Genomic DNA, 16857 nt, shown 5'->3' with positions numbered 1-16857 from the left:
TCCACGGGCATTCTTAGTGTTCGCAACTTGACTACCCATGAAAAGAAGTTCTTACTTAAAGAAGCTGCTCTTAAAATGATAACCGTCGGACAGTCTCACTGTCCCAAGAATTACGGGCCGCGTCTTTTCGGCCGCAGATTCGGGACTGTGAGACTGTCCGACGGTCGCGATGGGGACTGGCCGAAGCGAAGGGGACTGGCTCCATTTACGGAATTCATGTCGCTTTGAATTCGTAGATACGGGTCTACGACCCTGGTGCCTGTCCCCGAAGTCTCTCTGCGAATACTGCGCGAATAAATTCGCACCTACCAACCAAACGCCCTTCCCGCGACGAGACCTGCGCGAATACATCTCCACCCACGGCGTTCTTCGGATCCCAAGCCGGTAGGGCCGAATTCATTCGGCCGGTCTTCCGCTCTCTTACATCGCAGTGCCGACCCGATATAATCGCGGGATGGAGCGCTCACTATCCCCGAAGCTCCCGGAATCGCCCACCACTCTTCCCTCTCTTATCATAAGCCATTCCAACGGAGCCTGCAAACTACCCGCTCCTCACCTCGTCTTCACCCGGGCGCCGGCCATTTTTCCGCCGGATCGCCCCTAAAACCAAGAGGAGACTAATGCGCCCCGATTTGTCTTGATATCGCTCCTCCGCGCCTTTCCCCGCTTTCACACCGTGGCCTATCCCAAATCAGGAGACTACGATATATGTGCGAGGGCACTGCCACACCGCAACGTATTGCATTCTTTTTCGAAAACGTAATACATCGGCCAATTTGGGCCGGTGCGGGCTTTTTGGGTATTTTTTTCTTGACAAGCTAAAAGATATATGGTAACATCTTCAAAATTCCACATGCCTCTTCTTATCGTTTTCGCGGTGGTGCGGGTCTATTCTTAAAAAACAACATCGTCGATAGCCTTTAGTTTATGCAGGAAAGGAGGGTCGTAAGCTTTTGGCAGAGGGTTATTGACAATGATGATGATCATAGAAATATAGAAGCAATATTCCAGGTAGCGTCGGCAAGCTGAAGTTGCCAGGCGCTCTGTTTTGGTAGTATCGCTCAGTAGCAGTAGAAGCGGAAAATAGCGAAACAAGCAGAGTAGTTTTACAGTAGATTAGATTTTCCTTAAGGAGGAAACTGACGATATGAAGAAATTATCAATTTTGTTGGCTGTGCTCCTGGTAGCGTCAATGACGCTCCCGGCCGCAGCCGAGGTTGAAGAGATAACTGTGGGCGGCAGCCTGCAGATAAGGGGCCAGTATCTTGATCCAGGATTTGGCTTTGCTTTGCCAGGTGGTCTCACCGGTTTTGACGATGACCTCGATCCGCAGAACTGGGTAAGTCAAAGGACCCTCATCAATGTTGATGCGCGCTTGACCGGCGGCATCCGGGCCTTTGCAGAACTTCAGGCTTTTGATATATGGGGTGTCGATGAAACTGATGCCGATTCATCTGGCTATCTGCGTACCGATTCTCCGTATGCTACTCTCGCGGGCCAGGGCAATGATGAAATTCAGCTTTACCAGGGCTACATCGAGCTGAATGATCTGGCTGATCTGCCTCTCATGGTGCGTGTCGGCCGCCAGGAACTGGTTTATGGCCGCGAGTGGCTGATTGGTAACAATAATGATGGCGTGAATTTCTCCGGACTTTCTTTTGACGCCGCAAAGGTGAGCTACGCAGCGGACCTCTTCAGGATTGATGCGTGGTGGAGCCAGTTGGCGAATAATGAAAATCCAGGGAATGCCGTCAATCTTGCCGGCTCCTCGGAAAGCGAGTCCAACTGGGACTTCATGGGCGTCTATGGGACATTTACCGGCATCGAGAATATGGCGCTCGATGGCTACTTCCTCTGGGCAAGAACAGGTGAGGATTTTCCTGGAAGTGTTGCGCTTCCTGTCACTCCTACTCTTACAGACGACGTCAACCTTTACACGGCTGGCGCACGCTTTGCCGGCTGCTGGGATTTCCCGGCCATCGGCCTGATTGACTTCAACGTTGAAGGCGCGTACCAGTTTGGTGACAGCTATGAGATAACCGGCCCTGCTCCTCTTTTTACCGCCACGGATGGCGACTACGAAGCGTGGGCATTCAATGCGGTAGCCGGCTATACCTTTGATGAGGTTCAGCTTGCTCCGAGAGTCGAAGTCGAATACGCCTATTTCTCAGGTGATGACGACCCACTGGATGGCGATGTGGAGAGCTTCACTCGTCTGTTCTCCGACGTCCATTACGGGGAAATGAACGTTGGCGGCAACCTCGACGCCACAATGACGAACGTGCACGTCGGCCGAATAGGCGCATCGATCGTTCCGGTTGAACGCCTGACCCTCAGCGGCGATTTCTACTATTTCATGCTTGCTGATGACGAAGGCGATGTACTCGGTCTTGGAACACAAGTTGCCGGCGACGAAGATGATGAAGTCGGCATGGAAATCGACGTAGCGGCTGACTACCAGTACACCGAAGACCTGAACCTGCGGGTCGGTTGGGCACACTTCTTTGCCGGTGACGCTATTGAGAATATTGACATCGGTGGCGGTGTAGCCTCAGACGACGACGACGATGTAGACTATGTCTATGTCCAGGCGTTGCTGGTGTTCTAAATCACACTGAAACAAGAATCAAGAAGGCCGCCCGAATCCGGGCGGCCTTCTCTTTTCCGGGGCCGGGAAGGAGACGCCGCAATGCGCCCCCTTCAAAATATCACTTTTTCGCGCTCGCTTTTTTCGGCATAGTCCCGATTATATCGAAAATGGCCTGATGCCTTCCTTTCCCGCCCGCCGGATTAACCTCGAGCGGAACGGACAGCTTGAGTTTCTCGGGAGCCAGGCACTTTTCCTTGCTGCACGGCTGCATCTGGAGCATCAATTCCAATTGTCGCAGCCCCGACTCGGCGTTTCTCGCCACCTTCACAGGAACTACAATCCATGCCGTCTGTTCATAGACGGATACAGGTTCCTGGTCAACCCCCAGAGCGACTTTTGTCCCAATGGGATACTGCACCCTCCCGAGTGAGACAGCGGGGGAATCATGCAGTTCCAGCGAAGTCGGTATCAAATAATCCTGCAGCGGCCGATTCGAATTGATATGCCATCCTTTATCTATGGTCAGCTTCGCCGCAATCGTTACCGTTTCGCCGGGAGCGGCCGCCGTCTTCGACACGAAAACGTCCGCTTTCACCGGTTTCTTCCGAACGGAAACATCGGGCTGCTCCTGCTCTTTTACTGCGATGCCGCCGGGTGAGACAGTATCGAGATACATTCCCAGCGCCAGCAGCAGCGATTCGGTACTGCGCGGAGCACGGCCCATAATCGGCTGAAATCCCTCGAAACAGCTTCTGGCGGAACTGAGGTATCGATGTTCGCCGGTCAGGCGCGCAAGACGGACGAGCACACGCGCGGCCACGCCGTTTCCCGAAGGAAGCGCCTTATCGAGCGGGTCCCGCAACCGGGTCAGGATTTGCTCGTGATCTTTTGAAGTAAAGTAGAATCCCCCATCGACTTCGTCATGGAACAGATCGAGGAGCGCCTCAGTCAATCGAACGGCTTCATTCAACCAGCTCTTCGTCTTGGTCGCTTCATAGAGATCGAGAATTCCATCGATCAAGAAAGCATAATCATCAAGATACGCTTCAATTCTTGCTTCACCCTCGCGGGAACTTCTCAGGAGCCGCCCGTCTTTTCGCATGTTTTTCAACACAAATTTTGCCGCGCGATCAGCCGCTCTTGTATAGCCGGATTCGCCCAGTACTCCGCCTGCATGGGCCAATGCCCCAATCATCAATCCGTTCCACCCGCTCAGCACCTTGTCGTCCAGGTGCGGGCGAACCCGCATATTGCGTATCTGAAGGAGCCTGCGGCGGCAATCCTCCATGCGCTGGCGAAATTCGTCTTCGGGAATGCCCTCCTCCTCCGCCAACTGCGAGTATGTCTTCGAGCGGAACAGAACATTCAAGTCCTTTTTCTTGCCGGTGGCCTCCTCATGAAAATTGCCTTCAGGTTTGACATTAAATACGCGGCAGAATAATTCTCCTTCACGCTCGCCCAAAGCGGATATCACTTCTTCATGAGTCCAAACATAAGATCTGCCTTCCACTCCTTCGCTGTCGGCATCGAGTGCACTATAAAACCCGCCGCCCTTATCAGTCATCTCATGTGAGATCCAGTCGAAAATCTTTGCCGCGACCTCTCGGTAATCATGATTGCCGGTTGCGGCAAACCCCATGACATATGCGCGCGCGAGCAGCGCGTTATCATACAGCATCTTTTCGAAATGTGGCAGCAGCCATTCCGCATCGGTGGAATATCTGTGAAACCCGCCGCCCAAATGGTCATGAATTCCGCCTTGCGCCATCCCGTCGAGCGTGCGGGTTATCATGTGCAGCAGATAATCATCCTCCGTGCGGCGATATTCGTAAAAAAGCAGGTCCAGCCCCGTGTGCGGCGGGAACTTGGGCGCATCTCCAAAGCCGCCGTGCTCTTGATCGAATGCATCTCGCAACTCGCGGACCGCCTGAGTCACCATCTCGCGCGACGGCTCTCCTATCGGCTCGATATTCTTTGCCTGCATGATCCGTTCCATCACGTCGGCCAGTTGATCGGCCTGCCTGTTGACATCCTGCCGGCGCCGCTGCCAGAATTCGGCCAGACTGAGCAGAATCGTTTTGAAGCCGGGCCGACCCTGCACATCCTCGCGCGGAAAAAATGTTCCAGCGTACCACGGTTTTCTGTTCGGTAACAGCCAAACCGAATTCGGCCATCCGCCCCGATTCGTGATCAGTTGGGTGGCGTTCATATAAACTTCATCGATATCCGGACGCTCTTCCCGATCAACTTTTATGCAGACGTAGTATCGGTTCAAAATATCTGCAACTTCCGTATCCTCGAACGAATCCCACTCCATGACGTGACACCAGTGACAGGTTGAGTACCCAATCGAAAGAAAAATGGGTTTGTCTTCTTTCCGCGCCTTCTCAAATGCTTCTTCGGACCAGGGATACCAATCGACCGGATTACGAGCGTGCTGAAGCAAATATGGACTCTTCTCGTGAATCAGTCGATTGAATTCCGGCCCGCCATCGGGAGGCAACTTTGCGATTTCCTCCGCCGATGGCATCATTTTTTCCTGTTTTACCGTCATATCATATTCCCTTTCTATGATTGTTGTATGGAATTCATCTCCATATAAGTATTTACCCGTATTGAGGATGTGGCAAAGCCAGTCTTTGGTTCGGCTTAAAACCCTCAACGGCTCACTTCTCTATTGGACAAGACAGCCAAAGATAACATATACTGCGGGAAACAGATACCGTCCAAGAGAGTCTGTTTTACCGTTTTCAAACCGACTACAGACATGTTCTCAGGCCGATTCGAGGAGCGCGACGCCTATGGGAGAGCCATTTCGCAAGACGATCGAAATCGTGGAAGGGCTGATGAGGCCTATGGCGCAGTTTTGGATGGACAACCCGCTTCCTCCGTACGAGGAGTATGCCCACCTTTATGCGGCGACTATTTCCAACAACGCGGATCAATATGAGGATATCGCCGCCGCGATGAACGATGAAAATCGAAAGGTGGCGCTGTTCGAGTTCGGGCTTGTTCCGCAACTTTTCTATTCCTTCGGCTGTGCGCCGCTGTGCCTCGAATTTTATCCCTCATTCTTCACCAGGGTGAACATGAATATCGTGTACGAGTTCATCGAGGCGGCCGAGGAGGCCGGTATCCCGTCCGACGTCTGCTCGACCGATCGGTTCATCCTTGGCGCAGCCCTGAAGGGCGAACTCCCCAAAAATTCCTTTTTCGTCACCTCTTCTTCGCCGTGCGACGGCACACGCATCGCGTACCCGATTCTCCACAAGCTGCTCGATTGCCCGATGTTGTTTCTGGACGCACCGTTCCGGTACGACCGCGAGTCAATCCGATATTATGCCCGCCAGCTCAAGGAGCAATTGATCCCGTTCCTGGAAAAGGTCACCGGCCGAAAATTCGATATCGACCGGCTTCGGGAAGCCGTGGTCGAATCGAATAAGGCTTATGAGTATTTGCTCGATATCCACGATACCTTCACCGTCAGGCCGGCGCCTCATCCGGGATTGCTGAGGCTGCTCCCATACGGCTGTTTCATTTTCGGAGCCGGGCATCCCCGCCTCACCAAAACCCTCAAACTGCTCAGAGACGATGCAGTCCAGCGCGTAAAAGACGGAAGGACCGCCGGCCCCTTTGAAGAAAGGCATCGGGTCCTATGGGTGCACGTGCCGCCGACATACGACAATGAGCTTTTTAACTGGATGGAACAGCAGTTCGGCGCGATGATGGTCTCCAACTCGCTCTCGAGTACGGCTATTCTCGATCCGATCGATACCGGCACCCTCGAAAGTATGCTCGAGGGAATCGCCTGGCAAGGGTTGGATATGACCATGTCCCTCATGCGATTCGACACCCAGAAGCTGATCCAGTTCTCGCTCCGCGCTTACGATCATTATCATTGCGACTGCATGATCATCACCCAGCACGTCGGCTGCAACAGCATCTGCGGCGCGCGCGGGCTCATTCGCGAAGTCTGCCGAAAACGGGATATTCCCGCTCTGTTCATCGAGCTCGATTATAACGACGACCGCGTTCTGCCGATCGAGCTGCTCAGAACGCAGATCGAGGAGTTCTTCACGACGGTGATGCAATAAGGGGGCATTCATGATCGCTTATTTTTCAGAAATCGCCCGGACACTCAACAATCCCGAGATTCAGAAGTGGAAGCAGGCGGGCAATCCCGTTGTCGGAACGGTTTGCTCGAATATCCCGGAGGAAATCCTTCATGCGGCGGGAGCATTGCCGCTCCGCCTGCGCGCTCCGAACCTGCAGGACACCTCGAACGCGGACGCGCAGTTGCACCGAATTAATTGCTCCTATACCCGCTCGGTTCTGCAATTGGCTCTTACCGGGCAACTCGAGTTTCTCGACGGACTGGTGACCACCAACACGTGCGACCACATGCTGCGCCTGGCCGGTGAACTGCAGGAGAAGGCGCGGGTCGATTTCGTCCATTATTTCTCAATGTATCATGCGCTCGGACAGGCCGCGGAAGAATGGCTCGTCCAGGAGATGCGCCAACTGCTCGAAACGCTCGAGCGCGCATTCGATAAGAAGATTTCAGAGGAAGACATCAGGCGCTCGATCGCCGTATATAACAGGACGCGCTCTTTGATGCGGCGCGTGAACGACTTGAGAAAGAACGATCCGCCCCCGCTCACCGGCGCCGAATACCTGCAACTGGCGGTGGCGGGCATGTCGCTCCCGCGCGAGCTGTTCAACGAAAAGCTCGAAGCGCTGATCCCGCAACTGGAAAAAAGGACGATCGAAGCAAATGGAAAACCGCGCCTGATGGTTGTCGGCGGCGCTTGCGACTTGCCCGACTTCATCGATTTCATCGAACGCAAATCGGCCATTGTTGTGGCTGACGGCCTTTGTTTCGGCATGCGTCATTACGAAGGTCAGATCGAGGAGAACGCCGCTGATCCCATTCGCGCGATCGCCAAACGACACACGAAGCGAGTCGCCTGCCCTTCCATTTTCAACGGGTTCGACAACAATTGCGGAGTTTACCGGAAGATCATACAGGAGTGGCGCGTGCGCGCAGTCGTCTGCGCGCGCCTCAAATTCTGCGATCATTGGGCCGGCGAACGCAAAATGCTCTCAGACGAATTTCACCGGGACGGTGTGCCGCTGCTCGATCTCGAGCGCGAGTACAGCACGAGCGGCTCAGGCCAGATCAGCACCAGGATCCAGGCCTTCCTGGAAATGCTGAGCGGCCTGAAAGAATAAGCTGGAATTTTCCCTCACCCCTTCCGCCAAACGGTCGCGCCGTGGTATTATGATTCCATAGTCGACACACCTTAAGAACCATCTGGAGCTGTGAATATGACCGATTGCTTTGTCGTAGACGCTCACGTGCACACTTACAAAACCGCCGAAATCGCGGGTCAGGCGATGGGGGGAGCAGGCCAGGCGGATTGCCGCGGTGTTCCGGAAGAGTTGTTGAGTTTTCTCGATGAGGCGGGCATCGCCCGAGCGGTGCAGGTGAACATGACCCCGATGCGCGAGATGTACGAGGCGGCGCTCGAGAAGCTTCCCGAAGAGGAGCGCGAGAAGAATCGTTCCGCGATCATCACGAAAATGAGCGACAGAGTCAGGAGACGGAACGAATGGACGTGCGCGCTTGCCCGCGAGCATCAGCAACTCGTCGCCTTCCCCTCGATCGATCCGCTGATGCCTGCGGATGTGATGGTTGAAGAGATCGAGACGTGCAAGAAGCTTGGCGCAAAAGGAATCAAATTGCACCCGGCCGAGGGGCACTATTATCCGCGCGACGAGCGCCTCTGGCCGGCGTATAAGAAGATTCAGGAACTCGAGATGCCTGTCATCACGCATGGCGGGCTGTTCATGATGGCGCGCGACGTCCACTATACCCGCCCTTCCAACTTTGAGCCGGTCCTCGAGAGTTTTCCTGAACTCAAATTGGTGATCGCGCATCTCGGCCACGGCTTTTGGGATGAATCGATCGCGCTGGCGAAGAAGTACAGGAATGTATGCTTCGATACGTCCGCGGTCCTCTCGGGGGTGGAGCACCTTCAGATACTCACGGACGAAGAGGGGGTCGACCTGATCCGCAAATTGGGGATCGACCGGGTCATGTTCGGCTCCGATTATCCCTGGTTCGACCCGCGGATGGACCTCAAACGTTTCCTGCGGCTGCCGCTTACTCCGCCGGAAAAAGAGAAAGTGCTCGGAGAAAATTCGCGCAATATTCTCGGAATCTGAGAACCATGATCGCCGCAGCTAAAATCCGGGCCCATTTAAGGTAGGAGAAATATGAGAGCCGTCGAAGGAATAATCAGCAACGCGCTGGGCGATATGATGCATTTCATAGTCAATGGCATGCTGCCCTGGGCATGGGAAAACAAGTTCTGGATCATTGCCCTTATTCCTGTCCTCGCCATTATCGCCATTGCGAAATGGATGTGGGACTGAATCCGTAAAGGAAGCTTCCAGTGCGCTGCGTGTCAAGCTGACTTGCTTCATTGAGAGCACACTATTTATGAGCCAGTCGCTCGAGCAATGCGTTGACCTGGAGCTTGACGGCCAGCATCAGGCGCGTGTGCTGCTCGATCTGGCTCAGCAGAGCGAGTCGTTTCGAGAGAGATATCAGGACGGCCGTCAAAAAGATGCCGCATCCGCCGATCGCCAGGAGAGTCATGGCGCCAATGACCGTTTGAGCCTGCCCCCCAAGCAGACCTACCAGAAGAATCGCGACAGTTAATAATCCCACGGCGCATGCCGACATCAGCAGCATCAACTCAAAGTATGTCGATCGGACCGGCAACGACTTCAGATCGATCGATAAAGCGGCCGGCAAGAGAGGAGGGGCCACTTCCGGTTCTCTATTATCCTGCTTCTTCTTCGCTTCATCTCGCAGATATTGCTGGATGTCCTGGATCAGTCTGTCGATGTTGTTGTCCTTATCCATGCTGCCTCAACTCCTTTGTTACTCGTCGTGCTGCTGCTCCTTCTTCTCGATGGAGGACCCCCTGCCGATGGCGCCGTCGCCGAATTTCCTCCGGATATTGTCGATGGCGGTGACGGCCTTGCGGCTCTTCTCGCCGCCGTTGCTGAACAACCGCATTTGCTCCGCCGGCCGGTCCAGACCGGAGGCAACAACTCCCAGTAGCCGAATCTTCTGACCTTTCAGCGGAACCGCTTGAAACAACTCCCAGGCAAGTGAAAAAACCCGATCATCCACATCCGTCGGCTCCGCCAGCGACCGTTCGCGATGCATTGTCGTGAAATCGGCCAATCTCACCTTGATCCCCACGGTGCGGGCCGTCAGATTTTCCTCGCGCAGGCGCGCGCTCACACGGTCGGAAAGAAGCGCGAGCGTTCGGCGCACAAGCTCCATATCGGACGTGTCCGTTTCAAACGTGGTCTCGTGGCTGATCGATTTGGCCTGAGAATCGGCGATCACCTCACTCGTGTCGATTCCATTCGCCAGCTCATACAGACGTTCGCCCCATTTCCCGAACAAGCGCCTCAACTCGATCCTCGACATTCGCGATAATTGCCCGACCGTGATAATGCCGAGCTCGTTCATTCGCTTCATACTTACTTTCCCGACGCCGGGAAGCTTGCCCACGGGCAGATCGCGCAAGAACTCAAGCTCGCTCCCTGGCGGGACAACTACAAAACCTTTCGGTTTTCGCAGGTCGGATGCTATCTTCGCAAGGTACTTGTTAGGAGCGATCCCGACAGAGCATGTCAACCGCAATTCCCCCTCTACCCGCTCCTGTATCTCCCGGCCAATCCGTTCGGCTCCACCGTACAGACGCTCGCTTGCCGTGACGTCCAGGTAAGCCTCATCCAGAGAGGCCGGCTCAACGAGCGGAGTATACGACCCCAGGATCGAACGAAGCTGCTCCGAAACGGCCGCATATTTCTCCATATCGACCGGCAAAAATACGCCCGCGGGGCAGAGAGCCTGCGCTTTTTTCAGGGGCATCGCGCTGTGTACGCCGTATGCCCGGGCTTCATATGACGCCGCCGAGACAACGCCGCGACTGCCGCCCACTCCGCCTACGATCACCGGCCTGCCTGCCAAAGCAGGATTGTCGCGCTGCTCGACGGCCGCGTAAAAAGCGTCCATATCAACGTGGATTATCGTCCGGATCATACCGCGCCCCGCGCGAAAGCAGGAGCCGGATGCAATGCGCCCCCGGCTGCCAGAATCATTGGGGAAATTTCGGTCACACGATTTTATCTAACTCAGCCGCTTTCTGTCAATCCGGTTTCTTTAAAGCGCGACGTTAAATCGCGGACTTGCAAAAAATTATAACTCCTCGATTCTTGTCCAGGACGGCCTTTGCATTTCGAAAAAACTGTCGGTGGATACGGAAAAATTCATAAACCGCAAAGGCGCAGAGGCCGCAGCGCGGCGGAGCCGCATCCAATTTTGGATTTTCGATTTTAGATTTTGGATTGAAGGCTTAAGAAATAACTGGCCCTGCAATTTCCTAAGGTAATTGGGCTTAAGTCGTGACATCTGCAAAAAAACGACATGATCAAGATTTTGACTGTTAGCAATGCAAAGACAGAATAAGGAGAGGATCTATGTAGTCCTGTTTTGCTTAGTCTTTCTCTGCGTCTTCGCGTCTCCGCGGTGAAGAAGTTCTTATACATACAGCCTAAAGATATTCTTTGTGCTCTCTTTACCTCCTGTTGAGGAATCTTTCCTTCTGTTTCTTATGAATCTCTATTGGACCCGCGCGATGCGGAATTATCTCATATTCCGCTTTTGAAAATCATCTTGGACAAGACTGATGGCATATCAAAAGCTTTCCCGAATTCGTACTCCGGATGATTTTCGAAAACGTGAATCAATAAATTTTGCTTGACTTTTCCTGCGCCTCCCGTTACAATCTGGCCTAATAAAACATCAGTGGGCGTTTCCTCAGGGGAAACACCAGGGAAGACGGTGAGAATCCGTCGCGGTCCCGCCGCTGTAAACGGGAGCGAAAGCCGCTACAGCCACTGGCCCACAGGGCCGGGAAGGCGCGGCGAGTAGAAAGCCCGCAAGCCAGAAGACCTACCCGCTGCATGAGGAGTGTTGTGACTCTCGGGTAATGGAGTCTGTGCACCGAGGGATGGAAAACGGCATCCCCAAATCCACCAGGGTTTGGGGATTTTTTATTTTGGAGGAATCGTTGTCCGGCAACTTCCTTTTCATCCTCTCCTTTTGAGGGAACGTTGCCGGCAACCTCCAAAAATGGGGACAGAGCCTATTTATTTTTTGTAAATCATTGTTCAGCAAGTATTTACATGGGCGGTAATTTGAGGTCGTTTGATCATTAGTGTTTTTATCAACCAAAAAGCAACATCTTCTTCACATGGGATGCGATCCGGCAGGAGCTACAGAAACTATAGGGAGATTAATCCTGGGGACGCGCTTATAAGTAGCTAATATCAAATGGTTTATGACAAAAAATTAGGCTCTGTCCCTATTATTCGGCAATTGAGGTCCCAAATTGGCAAAAATCATCCTGATCGTTGGCGGTAGTCGAAGCGGAAAGAGCGAATATGCACGCGCCCGGGCTGAATCGCTGCCCGGCCCGCGGATGTTTTTGGCCACCTGTCCCCCGCTTGACGAGGAGATGCGTGCGCGCATTGCCGCCCATCATCGCGCTCGCGCCGAATGCGGCTGGGAAACCGTTGAAGAGTACGGCGACATCATTTGTGCGCTTCGGAGCGGTGCGAACAAGTACAACGTCGCCCTCGTGGATTGTCTCACGCTGTGGCTGAACAACCTGATGCGGGAGGCGGACGCGCGAGGCGAGAAGATCACGGAAAAAGATATCTCCTCCCGGTGCAGGGACATCGTCGAGGTATGCGCCAAAATGAGCGGATACATCTTTTTCGTTGCGAACGAAGTCGGCATGGGCATAGTTCCAGACAATCCAGCATCCAGACGCTTTCGGGATCTCGCGGGCAGATGCAATCAGTCGCTTGCCGCCTCCGCCGATGAAGTGATCCTTGTTAGTTGCGGGATACCGCTTCATTTGAAAGGAGGCGCGAATGACCCTGATTGAGACAACTCTCGCGGAAATCATGCCGCAGGATTCGGAATACCGCAGGCAGGCGCGCCGGCGACTCAACCGTCTCGTCATGCCGCGCTGGGCGCTCGGCCGACTGATGGATCTGGCCATCGATCTGGCCGGAATAACGCGCTCGCTTCGCCCGCCGGTCAAACGGCGGGCCGTGGCGGTTTTCGCGGCCGACCACGGAATCTCCGAGTCGGGCGTCAGCCAATATCCGAAAGAAGTAACCTGCAGTATGGTGCAGGTATTTGTGGGGGGCAAGGCAGGTATCAACGCGGTTGCTCGAGCGGCCCAAGCGGATGTGATTGTCGTGGATGTCGGCGTCGCAGGCGATCTGTCCTCTCTCGCGCGCGAAGAAAAGATCGTGTCCAAACCCGTCGCGGCCGGAACCCGGAACATGCTTCATGGCGCGGCCATGTCGCGCGCGCAGGCCGTGCAATGCATTGAGGCCGGCATCGAGGTCGCTCACGATCTGAATCCCGCGCCGGACCTTCTTGCTGCCGGGGAGATGGGGATCGGCAACACCACCGCCGCGAGCGCAGTACTGGCCGCATTCAGTGGACGCCCGGCCGCTATGGTAACCGGCCGCGGTTCCGGAATCGACGGCGACCGCCACGCGCATAAAATAAATATGATTGAGCGCGCTCTCCAGGTGAATCAGCCCGACCCGAACGATGCTCTCGACGTCCTTTCGAAGGTCGGCGGGTTCGAGATCGGCGCGATCGCGGGATTCGTTCTCGGAGCGGCCGCATTGAAAAAGCCCATTGTGCTGGATGGATTTCCCGCGACCGCCGGCGCGCTCGTCGCGCACGCTCTCGAGCCACTCAGCGCGCAGTACATGATCGCCGGCCATCGAAGCGTCGAATGCGGGCACCGATTGATGCACACGCGTTTGAAGAAACGGCCGCTTCTCGACCTGCGGTTGAGGCTCGGAGAGGGCACCGGCGCTGCGCTTGCGATGCCGCTGATCGAGGCCTCCGCGCGCCTCCTCTCGGACGTGGCCACCTTCGAAGAAGTCGGCATCGGAGATTCGGGGGGGTAATGCTATTTTTACCCTAAACTTCTCAACCGTGACATCTGTTCTTCTCGTGCAACGATGATGAAATCACTGCTCGACACGCTCCAGTTCCTGACAACGATTCCGCTGCGCCGCGTCCAGGCGGATGAGCGGTTGAACGTCCGGCTGGAGTTTTTCCCGCTTGTCGGTATTCTGGCGGGACTCGTTCTCGCAACAGCCGGGGCGGCTCTTTCGGTTGTGTTTCCGCCGTTCGTCACGGGTGCGAGCGTCATCGTTCTGCTCGTGTTTATTACCGGCGGTCTGCATCTTGACGGCTTGGCCGACACCGCGGACGGCTTCGGCAGCTCGCGCCCGCGCGAGGAAATTTTGCGCATCATGCGCGACAGCCGCACCGGAGCGATGGGGGTGATTGCGGTGGCATGCGTCCTTGCACTCAAAATCGCCGCCGCCTCTTCATTAGCGCCCCAAACGCGAACACAGGCGCTGTTGCTGATGCCTGTAGCCGGCCGGTGTGGAATGGCCGTCCTCATGGGATACATGCCGCTTGCGCGGAACGAGGGGTTGGCCGCTGCAGTGCGCCCGGCGCGAGCGACTCGCCAGATGATCTGGTCGGGCGCCGCGCTGCTGATCATCGGTTGGCTGGCATGGGGAATGAACGGTGTTTTAGTCGGCTTGGCCTCCTTGGTGGCGCTTGCGCCGCTTTCACTCCTCATGTTGCGCAAGATCGGCGGGATAACCGGCGACACGCTCGGGGCCACGTGTGAGGTAGTCGAGACGGTTTCTCTTGTAATTGCGGCAGGCATCGGTTTCGGTAGTGGATAGGAGAAGGCTGTTCAACGAAGCGCGAGCGGATGTAGGGAAAGCGGTGAGATTCCGCTTCTGCCCGGCAACTGTAATCGGCACAAAATCCGCATAAGGCCACTGTTCGTATAAAGAACATCGGAATGGGAAGGCGCGGAGAGTAGGCGACGCCGTAAGTCAGGAAACCTTACCGCTCGCAGGGGGTCACCCTTTCCGGGGAAAGGAGTACAGGCATGCGCGCAGTCATCACGTTTCTGTTCCTTGCAACAATCGTATTCACGAGTTCGTCACTTTTCGCCGAGCCGGCAGACAAATCCTCCGGCGAAAGTCAATGGACCACCATCAGCGAGACGGAGCCGGTGGAGCCCTCCGAAGACCAGGCAGAGTTGCCTTCGCGGCAGGAACCGGAGACCCTCGAGCCCGTGGTGGTAACCGCCACCCGCATGGAGACCCCGATCCGAGAGGTCGCGGCCTCCATAACTGTAATTTCCGAAGAGGAGATCGTGCGCGAGCAAAAGATCGTGGTGCTCGATGTTCTGCGTGGCGAGCCGGGGCTGGACATCGTGCAGACGGGAGGGCCCGGCGGGCAAGCATCGGCCTTTATCAGGGGAGCGAAATCCGATCATACGCTCGTACTGATAGACGGCATCGAAATGAATGATCCCAGTTCGCCGGTTCGCGCTTTCAATTTTGCCGATCTGACCACCGAAAACATCGAGCGCATCGAGGTGCTCCGCGGCCCCCAGAGCACGCTCTATGGTTCGGATGCCATCGGCGGCGTGATCAACATCATCACGAAGAAGGGGAGCGGAAAGCCCCGCTTCTATGTATCGGGCGAATACGGCTCATACGAGACGTTCCACGAGACAGCCGGCGTCAGCGGGGGAACTGATCTGGTGAACTATTCGCTCGGAATCTCGCGTCTCGACACCGACGGCATTTCGGCCGCGGACGAGGACGACGGGAATGGTGAAGAGGACGCGTATGAGAACACGTCGGTTTCAACGAGGGTGGGATGGACGCCCGCCAATATTCTGGGTCTTGACTTCATCCTGCGCTATTATGACACCGAGGTCGAGCTTGACGGATTTGATCCCGTCACCTTTCGCTTTGCGGACGATCCGAATTCCACCGAAGATACGGAGGCGCTTTTCTTGAGGGCGCAAGCGAGGACATTTTTCTTCGACAGCTTTTGGGAGCAGACCCTGGGGGTCTCCTTTACCGACTATAGAAGAAGGCTGCGGGATGATTTTGATTCCGCACATCCGGTGGACCGTTCGCGCTCCTCGTATGACGGAGATCTCCTGAAATTCGATTGGCAGCACAACCTCGCTCTCCATGACACGAACACCCTGACCGTGGGGGTGGAGACCGAGGAGGAATCGCTTAAGTTTCATACCTTTTTTGATTCCGGGGGCTTTATCATGGAAGATGTTTTCGACGAGAAATCGGTCCGGACCACCGGCTATTTCCTTCAGGATCAGATCAAGCTGTGGGACCGCTTCTTCACAACGCTGGGGATTCGCCTCGATGACCACGAGGAGTTCGGATCGGAAGTCACCTATCGTATAGCCTCGGCTTACCTCATTCCGGAGTTTGGAACCAAGCTCAAGGCGACATACGGAACCGGCTTCAAGGCGCCCACGCTTTACCAGCTTTTTGGCGCCGCCGACCCCTTCTTCGGACCGGTTGGCAATCCCAATCTGGACCCGGAAACAAGCGAGGGATGGGACGCCGGTTTCGAGCAGGAGGTGCTGGACGGGCGAATCACGTTCGGGGCGACATATTTCCGGAACGAGTTTGACGACCTCATCGATTTCCTTTTCGGGTCCGGCTACGTTAATATCGATGAGGCTGAAGCCGAGGGCGTTGAAGTGTTCGCAGCGGTTCAGCCATGCGAGAAACTGCTGGTCCGCGCCAACTACACGCGCACCGAAACCGAGGACAAGAGCACCGGAGAAGACCTTCTTCGCAGGCCGGAGAACAAGGCCGGGCTGGACACAACATATCGATTCCTGGAAAAAGGAATCGTCAACCTCGGCATCATCTATGTCGGCGACAGGCTCGATGTCGGCAATGAAGATTTGGGGGGATATACCTTGGTGAATTTGGCGGCCTCCTACGACATCAGCGAGAACGTCAGGGTTTTCGGACGCATCGAGAATCTCTTCGACAGGGATTATCACGAGGTGAGCAATTACGGCACCGCGGGCGTATCAGCGCATGCGGGATTGAAATTGTTATTCTGAACAAAACCCAAAAGCGTCGATGCAGCGGAGATAATGCCGAACGCGCCGACGTAACTATGACGGTCCCGCTGACGGGTTTTTGATATAATAGAGCAATAATGGCGCGCCGAGTGCTCTTCCGATACGTTTACACTAACTGTCTCCATC

General features: G+C 55.3%; 11 protein-coding genes and 2 riboswitches. Of the genes, 8 read left to right on the top strand and 3 right to left on the bottom strand.

What is annotated here, in order from left to right; genetic code table 11:
• Window positions 1-1147: 1147 nt before the first annotated feature.
• Complete coding sequence (locus C4520_12470; GenBank protein ID RJP19770.1) at window positions 1148-2608, top strand: hypothetical protein; 1461 nt, start codon at window positions 1148-1150, stop codon at window positions 2606-2608.
• A gap of 100 nt (window positions 2609-2708) precedes the next feature.
• Here C4520_12470 and C4520_12465 read toward each other — a convergent pair whose 3' ends face one another.
• Entirely contained in the window at window positions 2709-5144 is a 2436-nt protein-coding gene (locus C4520_12465) for a DUF255 domain-containing protein (GenBank protein ID RJP19769.1), read from the bottom strand.
• On the opposite strand from C4520_12465, the gene C4520_12460 reads away from it, so the two are divergent.
• From C4520_12460 to C4520_12450, 3 genes are all read left to right on the top strand, one after another.
• Entirely contained in the window at window positions 5065-6684 is a 1620-nt protein-coding gene (locus C4520_12460) for a 2-hydroxyacyl-CoA dehydratase (protein ID RJP19768.1), read from the top strand. The two genes, C4520_12465 and C4520_12460, sit on opposite strands and share 80 nt — an antisense overlap.
• A gap of 10 nt (window positions 6685-6694) precedes the next feature.
• Window positions 6695-7822: a 2-hydroxyacyl-CoA dehydratase gene (locus tag C4520_12455; protein ID RJP19767.1), complete on the top strand. Its 1128-nt coding sequence runs from the start codon at window positions 6695-6697 to the stop codon at window positions 7820-7822.
• A gap of 96 nt (window positions 7823-7918) precedes the next feature.
• Window positions 7919-8818 carry an amidohydrolase gene (locus tag C4520_12450; protein RJP19766.1) on the top strand — a complete coding sequence of 300 codons (900 nt, stop codon included), beginning with the start codon at window positions 7919-7921 and terminating at the stop codon, window positions 8816-8818.
• A 271-nt stretch (window positions 8819-9089) separates the two neighbouring features.
• Here C4520_12450 and C4520_12445 read toward each other — a convergent pair whose 3' ends face one another.
• Entirely contained in the window at window positions 9090-9524 is a 435-nt protein-coding gene (locus tag C4520_12445; protein RJP19765.1) for a hypothetical protein, read from the bottom strand.
• Between the two features lie 18 nt (window positions 9525-9542).
• Window positions 9543-10721 carry a DNA polymerase IV gene (locus C4520_12440; GenBank protein RJP19764.1) on the bottom strand — a complete coding sequence of 393 codons (1179 nt, stop codon included), beginning with the start codon at window positions 10719-10721 and terminating at the stop codon, window positions 9543-9545.
• Window positions 10722-11471: 750 nt separating this feature from the next.
• A riboswitch (cobalamin riboswitch) is annotated at window positions 11472-11656 on the top strand.
• Window positions 11657-12072: 416 nt separating this feature from the next.
• Between C4520_12440 and C4520_12435 the strand changes: the two genes are divergently transcribed.
• From C4520_12435 to C4520_12420, 4 genes are all read left to right on the top strand, one after another.
• The gene (locus C4520_12435) at window positions 12073-12633 is read left to right on the top strand and encodes a bifunctional adenosylcobinamide kinase/adenosylcobinamide-phosphate guanylyltransferase (GenBank protein ID RJP19763.1); all 561 of its coding nucleotides are present in this window, start codon (window positions 12073-12075) and stop codon (window positions 12631-12633) included.
• The gene (gene cobT, locus C4520_12430; protein ID RJP19762.1) at window positions 12620-13684 is read left to right on the top strand and encodes a nicotinate-nucleotide--dimethylbenzimidazole phosphoribosyltransferase; all 1065 of its coding nucleotides are present in this window, start codon (window positions 12620-12622) and stop codon (window positions 13682-13684) included. Before C4520_12435 ends, cobT begins: the two co-directional genes overlap by 14 nt.
• A 54-nt stretch (window positions 13685-13738) precedes the next feature.
• Window positions 13739-14482: an adenosylcobinamide-GDP ribazoletransferase gene (gene cobS, locus C4520_12425; GenBank protein RJP19761.1), complete on the top strand. Its 744-nt coding sequence runs from the start codon at window positions 13739-13741 to the stop codon at window positions 14480-14482.
• A 33-nt stretch (window positions 14483-14515) separates the two neighbouring features.
• Window positions 14516-14649, top strand: a riboswitch (cobalamin riboswitch).
• Window positions 14650-14694: 45 nt separating this feature from the next.
• Complete coding sequence (locus C4520_12420) at window positions 14695-16710, top strand: TonB-dependent receptor (protein ID RJP19760.1); 2016 nt, start codon at window positions 14695-14697, stop codon at window positions 16708-16710.
• The last annotated feature ends 147 nt before the right edge of the window (window positions 16711-16857 follow it).

This window comes from Candidatus Abyssobacteria bacterium SURF_5, from assembly GCA_003598085.1.
Classification (GTDB): domain Bacteria; phylum Abyssobacteria; class SURF-5; order SURF-5; family SURF-5; genus SURF-5.
This window is presented reverse-complemented; position numbering and strand designations above follow the sequence as displayed.

Bases quoted from the DNA above. Each gene is read 5' to 3' on its own strand.
- cobS (RJP19761.1), top strand. From the start codon at position 13,739: ATGATGAAATCACTGCTCGACACGCTCCAGTTCCTGACAACGATTCCG.
- C4520_12445 (RJP19765.1), bottom strand. From the start codon at position 9,524: ATGGATAAGGACAACAACATCGACAGACTGATCCAGGACATCCAGCAA.
- C4520_12450 (RJP19766.1), top strand. From the start codon at position 7,919: ATGACCGATTGCTTTGTCGTAGACGCTCACGTGCACACTTACAAAACC.
- C4520_12470 (RJP19770.1), top strand. From the start codon at position 1,148: ATGAAGAAATTATCAATTTTGTTGGCTGTGCTCCTGGTAGCGTCAATG.
- cobT (RJP19762.1), top strand. From the start codon at position 12,620: ATGACCCTGATTGAGACAACTCTCGCGGAAATCATGCCGCAGGATTCG.
- C4520_12455 (RJP19767.1), top strand. From the start codon at position 6,695: ATGATCGCTTATTTTTCAGAAATCGCCCGGACACTCAACAATCCCGAG.
- C4520_12420 (RJP19760.1), top strand. From the start codon at position 14,695: ATGCGCGCAGTCATCACGTTTCTGTTCCTTGCAACAATCGTATTCACG.
- C4520_12465 (RJP19769.1), bottom strand. From the start codon at position 5,144: ATGACGGTAAAACAGGAAAAAATGATGCCATCGGCGGAGGAAATCGCA.
- C4520_12440 (RJP19764.1), bottom strand. From the start codon at position 10,721: ATGATCCGGACGATAATCCACGTTGATATGGACGCTTTTTACGCGGCC.